Annotated in this window: 6 protein-coding genes; all 6 read right to left on the bottom strand. The window is 45.5% G+C overall.

The annotated features are described in order from the left end of the window. Window positions 1–248 precede the first annotated feature (248 nt). Window positions 249–2,591, bottom strand: a complete 2,343-nt coding sequence (locus I6E26_RS10400; RefSeq protein ID WP_235321798.1) for an FAD-dependent oxidoreductase — start codon at window positions 2,589–2,591, stop codon at window positions 249–251. Window positions 2,592–2,609: 18 nt separating this feature from the next. Continuing rightward, a complete protein-coding gene (locus tag I6E26_RS10395; RefSeq protein WP_235321797.1) occupies window positions 2,610–4,241 on the bottom strand; it encodes a glutamate synthase-related protein in 1,632 nt (543 codons plus the stop codon). Beyond that, window positions 4,229–5,335 carry a glutamate synthase gene (locus I6E26_RS10390; protein ID WP_235321796.1) on the bottom strand — a complete coding sequence of 369 codons (1,107 nt, stop codon included), beginning with the start codon at window positions 5,333–5,335 and terminating at the stop codon, window positions 4,229–4,231. The genes I6E26_RS10395 and I6E26_RS10390 overlap by 13 nt, the downstream gene beginning before the upstream one ends. A gap of 549 nt (window positions 5,336–5,884) precedes the next feature. Beyond that, window positions 5,885–6,829, bottom strand: a complete 945-nt coding sequence (locus I6E26_RS10385) for a M23 family metallopeptidase (RefSeq protein ID WP_235321795.1) — start codon at window positions 6,827–6,829, stop codon at window positions 5,885–5,887. 135 nt (window positions 6,830–6,964) lie between these two features. Next, window positions 6,965–9,355: a homocysteine S-methyltransferase family protein gene (locus tag I6E26_RS10380; protein ID WP_235321794.1), complete on the bottom strand. Its 2,391-nt coding sequence runs from the start codon at window positions 9,353–9,355 to the stop codon at window positions 6,965–6,967. Window positions 9,356–9,470: 115 nt separating this feature from the next. Beyond that, on the bottom strand, window positions 9,471–10,154 hold the full coding sequence (locus tag I6E26_RS10375) for a methionine synthase (RefSeq protein WP_235321793.1): 684 nt from the start codon (window positions 10,152–10,154) through the stop codon (window positions 9,471–9,473). Window positions 10,155–10,414: the final 260 nt, after the last annotated feature.

The raw sequence follows: 10,414 nt of genomic DNA, 5'->3' as shown, positions 1-10,414 counted from the left end.
TTTCATGCGATTAAATGAGTTTAGCAGCGTGAGGCACATCAATATAGCGCGAGCGTGCCTGTAAGGGTATATGTCATGCCTCAGTAAAGAGTATATGTATGCCGTTATGCAAATAAGTCTTTAGCGCTACAAATCAGAATTTATAAATCTGCATTTAATGTTTCACGTGAAACAGACAAAAATGAAATCCCCCCCTCCGAATTTCGAAGGGGGGATTTCTGTGTATTGGACAAATATTTGTAGAAAACTTAGTTTTTATTATAGGTGCGATACATCTTGATTGGCTCAGGATTATCACTAATGCTCCACACGCCACATGGGCACACACCAGCACAGATACCGCAACCGATACATCTATCAGGATTGGACTCATAGCTCCAGGAACCATCCTCATGCTGTACACGAGTAATAGCCTTCTCTGGGCAGGACTCCAAACACATTTTGCAGTCACGACAAGTACCACAGCTAATGCAACGAGCAAAATCCTGAGCAGGCTCGCCCAAATTGCAATGATGGCACTTGGTAAAATATGCCTTGGACAAACGCTCTGCTGGAATCTTGTGCTTCTCTGGGAATGGTGTCATAGCCTGTCCCATTACATATTCATCTACATAATGAGCTGCCTTAATACCATCGCCAATAGCATCAGTCAAACGACCTGGCTTAATCACATCACCAGCAGCAAATACTCCTGGCAGAATGGATTTATCCTCATTGGCAATGAGCCAGCTGCCCCGGAACTTCTTGATGGAATCATCCTCTGGCAGATAATCCAAGACAGGAGCTTCACCAATGGAAACAATTACCTCATCAGCAGGAATAAATCTGCCATCGTTGGCATATACCCCTTCCTTGGTAATCTTTTCGGTAAAGAACGGCCATACCAGCTTGCCGCCACGGCCCTCAACATAAGCAATTTCATCAGCAAAGGCTGCTGGCTTCTGCACATCCACAGCCACTACAGACTCAGCACCCATATCATAGGCAGCACGACAGGTATCCATACCGGAATTACCACAGCCGATAACCACAACTCGTTTGCCGACCTTTGGATTAAGACCTGCATTTACCTTCTTCAGGAAATCCAGTCCCATAGTCAAAAGCTCCTTGCCCTCCCAGTTGAAATAACGGGATTCATGGCCACCAGTAGCTACAACTACAGCATCATTTTCCTGCTGAATCTGAGCAAATTTCGCCTTATCCACACGGCAGGAAGCCACAAACTTCACGCCGATGCCCTCAATACGCTTCAATTCGCTAACCAGCACATCATGCATCAGACGTCCCCTAGGAATAACCTGCTCCAGCTTGCCACCGATGTGCTCAGCATCATCATATACAGTAACAGCATGGCCCTTGCGACGCAGCTGCCAAGCAGCAGACAAGCCTGCCATACCGCCACCAATAATGCCGATTTTCTTACCAGTTTCCTTCTCTGGAGGAGCTACCTGCTGGTAAGCAGACAACCAGCCCAGATTGCCAATCTGAATTGGCTCATCAATACCCCCACGGGTACAGCCATCCATACAAGGATTTGGGCAGACACTGCCACAGACAGAGCCTGGGAATGGTGTATATTCCAGCTCCAGCTCAATAGCTTCCTGCACCTTGCCCTGACGCAGCAGATTCATGCGACGCTGGGTTGGAATACCAGTAGGACAGCTAAATTCGCAAGGAGCATTAAATTTTGCATTATCCCAGCTTGGTACACGGAGACGGTACAAGCCGTGGGAAATAGTATTATGAACAGCAAAATCATCCATAGCAACATCACTGAAGATACCGCCCTTTACCCATTCCTGAGTACGGAACTCCTTCAGAGATTCTCTCTTCTTTGGCTGAGCCTGCTTTTCTTCAAAGGTAAGAGGACGCAGCTTCTTCCACTGAGACCAATCAGACAGCTCTGCCTTCAGCTCTGGCTTCTGAATTTTTGCCAGGAACTCATCCATGCCCCCAGCCAGGAAATCAATATCCTCCTGCTCCAAATCCAGATAGCAAATATCTGCAGGATAAGAGCTAATAGGGCCGCGGACATAAACAACGCCGCCAACCATGCCTACACAGGCACGCTCGCCCAAAACAGAGGTAAATTCATCACAATCATAACCGCAGACAACAGCACGACCGCCACCCATAAACTCAAAGGAGAAAGAGCCGGTATTCTTCAAAATCCACAGCTCTGGCTCCTCATAAAGAGGATCGTGTTTCATCAAAGAACCACTACGAGTACCAGCCCGGCCACCAATGTAAATCTTACCGCCAGCAGAGCAATGACCTGCAGTATCACCAGCATCACCATGCACGGTAATAATACCGCCAGCATTCAGCCAACCCACATCAGCAGAGGTAGATTCCTCCACCACAATCTCGGTATTAGGCAGGCACATGGAGCCTACACGCTGACCAGCATTGCTTACATGGAAAAACAGCTTTTTGCCCTCAGCATTCCACAATGGACCGCCAATATCATGCTGACCAGAAGCATGAATCTTAAACTCAGTTTCACCGTTGCGGACAGCTTCCTCAATAGCCAACAGCAAATCCTGGGTGGACATACGATCATGTCCCTTAATAGTTTCTATCTCAAACATTTCCGTACTCCTCCCTTATTAGCACACATACTGGATGCCCAGCTTATCAGCAATAGCCTTATCAGTAGATACCAAGGCATCACTACGGCCAACAGGTATAGAGCTGTTACCAATAGGAGCCATCAGCTTCTTCAGCTCAGCATCAAAGGCCAATACATAGTCCACAATCTTCTGAGCACCTTTATCAATATCCAGTCTCTTAACCAGACGAGGATCCTGAGTACAGATACCCATTGGACACTTACCAGTATTACAGGAGTTGCAACGGCCCTGCTCATTACCAACACAGCCCAAAAGCTGAATCAATACCTTACCTACAAATACGCCATTAGCACCCAGACACATCATCTTGAAGGCATCTGCTGCAGCATTACCAGTCATACCGATACCACCGCCGCCATAGAGAGGAATCTGTCCCTGCAAGCCCTGCTTTACAGCAGCCAGATAGCAATCGCGAATCTTGGATACAACAGGATGACCAGTATGATCCAAGGAAACCTCATTGGCTGCACCAGTACCGCCCTGAATACCATCAATAAAGAAACCACCGCAAATCTTGTATGGATCACGCAAAAGGTTATTATATACAGATACAGAGGTAGCAGATGCCGCACACTTGATAGCTACCGGTACACGGAAGCCAAAGGCTGCATTAAGGGACAAATGCATTTTCTGTACAGATTCTTCGATAGAATACAGGCCCTGATGATTTGGTGGTGAGGAAAGAGTTGCCTTAGGTACACCACGAATAGCCTGTACATGCTCAGCAACCTTAGCTGCTGGCAAAAGACCGCCATCACCTGGCTTAGCACCCTGACCGATTTTAATCAAAACACCAGCTGGATCAGTTACCATATGAGGAATAGCCTTAACAATACGGTTCCAACCAAAGTGACCAGATGCAATCTGGAGAATGAAATACTTCAGATAATCAGACTCCATCAGCTTTACAGGCATACCGCCCTCACCAGAGCTCATACGCACTGGCAGACCGCATTTCTCGTTCAGGTAAGCACAGGCCAAAGCAACTGCTTCCCAAGCACGAGTAGACAGCGCACCAATGGACATATCGGAGAAAATCAAAGGATAAATCCAATTTACTGGCGGTGTCTTGGTGGCCATAACCATTTTGCCATCCTTCATCTGGAAAGGCAGCTCCTTGGCAGACAGAACACGGCCAAATGGAGAACGAATATCAAAAGTATGACGAGCAGCATCCAGAGATGGGTCTGTCATCTGAGAAATACGACCAACAATAATGCTATCCAGGGTTCTCTGAGCATTCAGATTGGTACGGCCGCCACGCTTAATAGGACCTGCATCCTTAGAAAGAAGAGTTTTTCTGCTATCTGGGTTCCGCACTGGATGAATAGCATTATTAGGACAAACCTTTTCGCACATACCGCAGCCACGGCAGAAGTCAGTGAGGCTGGCTACCTGCTTAATAATTGGACGGGCCACATGTCTATGCTCTGGCTTTGGCTGACTATCTGTGGAAACCACAATGGACTGAGCCTGAGTTTCTACTTTGATGGCCTTGAAGGAACAGCTAGCTACACAGCTGCCGCACATAGTACATCTATCTGCATGATATTCAATTTTCCAGGCAAGGTCATTTACAGAAATATCCTGTGTCTTTACTGCTTCCATCTCTGTACCTCCAGCTCATTGTCGATTACGATTACTTCACGCTCATTTGGATAAATATCCTTAGTCATATCTCTATCTGGCATAATTTCATTTAAGCCGCAAACCTCTGAGGCAATAGCCACAGTGTTTTCATCCTGACCAATAACCACTGGACGCAGCTTCTTGGAGTCACAGCAGGTAATCATGCGATGGTCAGGCAAGGTGGCAATAATAGTATTTGGGCCATTGATTTCCAGATGAGCCAGGGACTGACGAATAGCCGTGAGAACATCCTTATCCTCACGCTTCTCAATCTCCTCGAAAGGCAGTGGAGTAATAACATGCTTGTAATAGTTAATAGGCCACTTTAGCTCGTGAAGCACATAATGCAGAGTGTAAAGGAAGCACTGGGAGTCAGACTCGAAACCAATATAGCCACGATGGAGAGACTTCTGGAACTCCTTATTCTTGGTGTAGAAAGTATTCTCGCCATTAGCACAAAGAGTATAACCCTGCAGGAAGAATGGATGCGCTGCATAGCGAACAATATCATAATTAGTGTTCTGACGACACTGTACCACAATATTCTTGGCAGACAGACAGCCATTGTCCTCCCAAAGATGGAAATAAGTAGCAATATCTCTTGGATCGCCAATTTCCTTCAGAGTCAGCACATCAGGCCAGAAAGAATATACATACCCCTCGCCAGCATCCTCCAACAGCTTGCGGAGAGCCAGACGGGTATTCAGCAGTACATCCTCCTTTTCCTTCTGGGACAGCTCGTTGTAATGCTCAGGGAAATCATAGTTACGGAATACATAATATGGCATAGCCTGAATATCCAAACCAGGCTCCTTATTAGGTACAGGAATCCACTCAGCCAACTGCACAAAGTTATGGCTGTCCATGTATTCCTCTACCATCTGATTGCCCTTCTGGGTGCAGGCCATAGAAAGTAAAGGCTTATCCTTGTAGGTGGAAAAAATTCCATACAAATCCTGCATAACCATTGCAAAGCCGGAGTTATCATGTCCCTCCTGCTGAGGCAGCATCAGATGCAGGGCCTTAGATGGATGCACAGGCACCTTGCTCTTGATAGAACCAATTCTACACATATTAACACTCCTCCAATACACACATATAGACAATAAGCTGATATAAGCTATTGGATAGCTTCTATATGTTTATGTAATAGAAGCCATTCAGTAACCGATATAGTTTATCATTCACCGGCGGACATTTATACCTAACTTTTAGTATATTTGTCTGCGGTAAGTATTATTATAGGTATATTATGGGTAACTGTCAATATAAATATTCAATACTTCACCACAGTAAAGCCCATAAAACCCTTGATTTTATTGGTTTTATTATTTTCTTAATGCATAAATATACAAAAATCATGCATATTTTATAATTATACAACTCAGCGATAAATGAAAAATATCCTCTCAATCCCGCCATAACAAGCCTCAAAGACCAAGGCCTCTTATCATAGCTTGTTTATGTTTTTCATTGTATTCTTGTATACCGTAATACTTTATTCTTTTACAGAAATATATAATAACAAATAAGTCATAGAAAAAGGTCGTTGTATATCCTAACGGTTATACAACGACCTTACATTATGTACTATTTTCCCACAGGTACCATATAAACATTATTTACAAATACCCTGCTGGATTTACAGCTCTGCCGTTAATCCGCACCTCATAGTGTACATGAGGGCCAGTGCTGTATCCAGTACTGCCCATATAGGCAATAACCTGGCCTCTGCGGACATACTGCCCTGGAGATACTACCACAGCCTGGGCATGGGCATATCTGGTCAAATAGCCATTGCCATGATCTATATCCACCATATTGCCATAACCACCAGAGTTCCAGCCTGCGTCAGTTACTACACCATCAGCCGTAGCCACAATCGGAGTACCTGCATCGTCGGCAATATCAATACCAGGATGAAAATCAGAACCACCCCAGCGCAAGCCATAAGGAGAACTAACATCACCAGTAGTAGGCCAAATAGATGGTATAGTAACAGCTTCCCCTTGCTCATTGCCTAGCAAGGTCTGCTGCTCCTTCATGGCTTCCTTGAGCTGCTGAATGCTGGCCTTGCGAATAGCTATTCTCTGCTCCAAATCACTCAAAACTGTACTCACATTCTCAATATTGAGACTCTGGTTAACAGGGCCACCCTGACCATTATGAGTGCCATCACCGCCATTGCCTTGTGGTGTATCATTGGCTCCAGCTTCCATGCCAGTAATCTGCCTCAACTCCATCTCCACCTGTCCCAGCTCACTAAGCTGACTTTGAAGATTGTCTGCTTTCTTGGACAGCTGCAGCAGCTGTTCCTGCTGAATGCTATTTACCTGCTGGAGACGCTCTATCTGAGCAGCCTCATCCCGCAAGGAATAGCTTGTATAGGTAGAGTACCCAAAGGCTCCTACCAGCAGCAAGGCTCCTGCAACAACAGATGCAATACCACATTTCACCCATTTGGCTGGCAAGTGAATGCTGCGAGCATCCTGTCCATCATTGGAGCTGATGCGGATGGTATATTCCTTTGCTATTTTTTTCTCTTCTTTGTTTTCTTGATTACTCAAGTAAACTCCTCCAAACTCAAAATGCACCTAATAGCTCTAAAAATTTTCCAAAGTATTTTACCACATTTTGTCATACTTTGCAAAACCCACTACCACCTATTTTCCTCCATTAATCTGAAAAAAAACTGACAAGATTTAGTTCTCTCCCACAATTTTATTGGCAATATTCAGAGCTTTAACACCATCAGAAGCATAAAAGTCTGCTCCAGCCTCCTGAGCATATTCCTGAGTAAGGGCTGCCCCCCCTACCATAACCTTGGCCGGAATATTTTCCTTCTTCAACTGGCGAATAACCTCGTCAATCTCCGTCATGGTAGTGGTCATCAAAGCACACAGGCCTACAATGGCAGCCTTATTTTCCTTGGCAGCTGCCACAATATCCTCTGCTGGAACATCCTTGCCTAAATCGATTAGATTGAAACCACTATTTTCCAGCAAGGCCCCTACAATATTCTTGCCCAAATCGTGCACATCGCCCTTAACAGTGGCCAGCACCACCGTGCCCTTGGTATTATCACCAGCAGAGGCAGGGAATTTTTCCTTCAATACCACGAAGGCACTGCGCATAGCCTCGGCAGACAGCAAAACCTGAGGCAGGAAAACCCGTCCGGCGCCAAAATCTACACCTACCTCATTCATTGCCACCGTCAAAGCCTTTTCCGTCAGCTCATTAGGCTCAATACCTGTGTTAAGAGCATTCTCCACCAGGGAACGAATTTCATCAGCTTCACCTTCAATAACCGCAGCCTTGAGAGCCTCCAAAGGACTTAACTCCACATGCTTGGCCACCGCAGCCTTTTTAGGCACTGCCAAATTTTTGTCATTACGGCTGAAATCCCGGCCATTAGCATCCTTGCCCAGCAAAGCCATAGAAGCCATCAATGCATTCTGCATGGACTCATCATAAGGATTCATAATCGGCGCATCCAAACCTGCGGCCAAACACATGGTAAAGAAAGTACTGTTAATCAGAGGACGATTTGGCATACCAAAGGAAATATTACTCAGGCCCATAGTAGCAGGATAGCCATAACGCTGGCGGTAAAGCCGCAGAGTTTCCAGCGTATGGTTGCAGGCATCTGCATCGGCAGCAATGGTCATAACCAAACCATCCAGCAGAAAATCGCCATCCTGTAAGCCAGCCTTTTTAGCAGTGCTAATAATGATATCCATAACCTTCAACCGCTCTTCCGCAGTTTTGGGAATGCCCTCGTCTGTCAAAGGCAGGCACAAAATGGCCGCACCATATTTACGAGCCAAAGGAATAAATTTTTCCAGCCTTTCCACCTCAGCGCTGACAGAATTTATCAAGGCACGGCCAGGATAAGCCCGCAAGCCTGCCTCCAGGGCTACAGGATCGCTGGTATCAATGGCCAAAGGAGCATCTGTCAGCTGAGCAATTTCCGTAATCGCCCGCTTCATGGCAGCTGCCTGATCAATACCGCCTACACCCATATTTACATCCAAAAGCCCTGCACCAGCTTTAACCTGGTCCAATGCTTCTCTCTTTACAGACACAAATGAACCATCCTTGATTTCGGCTGCCAGCTTTTTTCTGCCTGTAGGATTAATGCGCTCACCTATCAAAACAGTAGGCAGTTCCTTATCCACCATCACGGTTTTACTGCGACTGGTCAACATTAACCTACGACGCAGAGGCACAAATTTTGGCTCCTCCACTCCCTCCAAAGCAGATTTAATAGCTGCAATATGCTCTGGGGTAGTACCGCAACAACCACCAATATAGGTAGCACCAGCCTGTACCAACTTTGGTGCCCAGGTGCCAAAATCCTCTGGCCCCATAGGGAAGATGGTTTTGCCTTCCACCAACTGAGGCATACCGGCATTGGGCTGTACACTAATAGGCTTGGCAGTGTTCTGGGAAATAATTTTTACAATAGGCACCAGCTGTTCAGGGCCAAGAGAACAGTTGATACCAATAATATCTGCCCCCATAGCATCCAAGGTTATAGCGGCAGTCTGAGGATCAGTACCTGTAACGGTACGGCCATCCTCGCTATAGGACAGCTGACAAATCACTGGCAGCTTAGTAGCATCCTTAGCCGCCAAAAGAGCTGCCCGCATTTCCTGAATATCAATAAAGGTTTCTATCAGTATATAATCTGCACCTGCTGATTCCAAAGCCTGAGCCTGCTGATAGTAATTATCATAGGCTTCCTCAAAATCCAAATCTCCCAAAGGCTTAATAAATCTACCGGAAGGCCCCATGCCACCAGCGATTTTTACACAGCCTCCCTCAGGCACCTTAACAGCCTTGGCCGCCTTTACCGCAGCCTGATTGATTTCCACCACTCGATCGCTAAGGCCATAATGCTCCAGCTTCAAAGCAGAAGCACCAAAGGTAAAGCTTTCAATAATGGTAGATCCTGCATCTACATAACGCTGATGCACCTTGGTAACCTGCTCAGGATGATCCACACAAAGCATTTCTGGACAGGCACCTGGCTGTAAAAGTCCCAGCTGCTGGAACATGGTTCCCATAGCACCATCAAAAATATGTATCATATAATTACCTCTATTCTAGTTCAAAACAAATTCTGCCTAAGGCAAAATACTTCAATGTAATAAATTAGTCGTGTGGTTAGTGTACTATTTTTGCTAGAATTTCGCAAGTAATATATTAACTGCGGCGAGCTGGGCAATCCAGTTTACTGCACTGACTACAATCGTGCTTGCCATTTGGCTTTTCACATTCCTTATCTGGATAATATAAACCGATAATGGCCGTAATGGATTTACGAGGTGTCAACATCAAGGCTTCCGTCAAGGACACCCCGATTTCCTTCCCATGAGCCAGGGACAGCACCTCTGGCTGCTGTTCAATAGGCCAATCCCCATATCCCGGACTGAATCTCCATGTCATGGCCAGCCCCTGCCTTTTAACTACATTAAATATATTCTTTTCCATCCCATCAGCTACCTCCTCAATAGCTGTGGTAGCGGCAGCATCCAAAAGCATGGAAAAGCTGTATTTTCCCTCCTCAAAGGAACGGGTTACCTGGTCTTCAATATCCTCTCCAATAGTGGCAGACATAATTACCACCTGACAGGCTTTTTGCAAATGTTTCCCTATGCTTTTGCCCTGCAGCTTTACTTCCACTGTATGATCTTGATTGTAGACCGTCTGACTTTCTGCATCGTAATCGTAAATCTGCCAGATTCCCTTAGGCTGAATCAAAAGCTGGGCCTCCTGACAAGCATTGTCTATCAGCTCCTGCTTAAAGTCCTCTGCCTTTTGCAGGCCTGCATATCTTCTAGTTTCCACAGGATCCACCGCCAAAATCGGTGCATTGTATATTGGCATTTATTTCACTTCCATAATTATTTATTACGCAATAGTTGCTAAAGCTATTTGTGATTGTAATGATTATATCTAAGGAAAAGATTATTTGCAAACCTATTTCAATGCATCACATCCTTCAGATTTTGCAAATTCTGATTTGTAGAGTTGCCTATCTCCCTAATATCATAAATATGAAACTAAACTTTTCCGAAATACAGCCTGCGGTCATAACGACTTTTGCTCTGTCCGACTTAATGGCCCTATCTGATGATTTATTCTAA

The sequence above is a fragment of the Anaerovibrio lipolyticus genome, assembly GCF_021531495.1.
GTDB lineage: Bacteria > Bacillota > Negativicutes > Selenomonadales > Selenomonadaceae > Anaerovibrio.
The sequence above is the reverse complement of the archived record's forward strand: the minus strand, read 5'-3'. Positions and strand labels throughout refer to the sequence as shown.

Coding starts and splice junctions, on each gene's coding strand:
- I6E26_RS10395 (WP_235321797.1), bottom strand. CDS start 4,241: ATGGAAGCAGTAAAGACACAGGATATTTCTGTAAATGACCTTGCCTGG.
- I6E26_RS10375 (WP_235321793.1), bottom strand. CDS start 10,154: ATGCCAATATACAATGCACCGATTTTGGCGGTGGATCCTGTGGAAACT.
- I6E26_RS10400 (WP_235321798.1), bottom strand. CDS start 2,591: ATGTTTGAGATAGAAACTATTAAGGGACATGATCGTATGTCCACCCAG.
- I6E26_RS10380 (WP_235321794.1), bottom strand. CDS start 9,355: ATGATACATATTTTTGATGGTGCTATGGGAACCATGTTCCAGCAGCTG.
- I6E26_RS10390 (WP_235321796.1), bottom strand. CDS start 5,335: ATGTGTAGAATTGGTTCTATCAAGAGCAAGGTGCCTGTGCATCCATCT.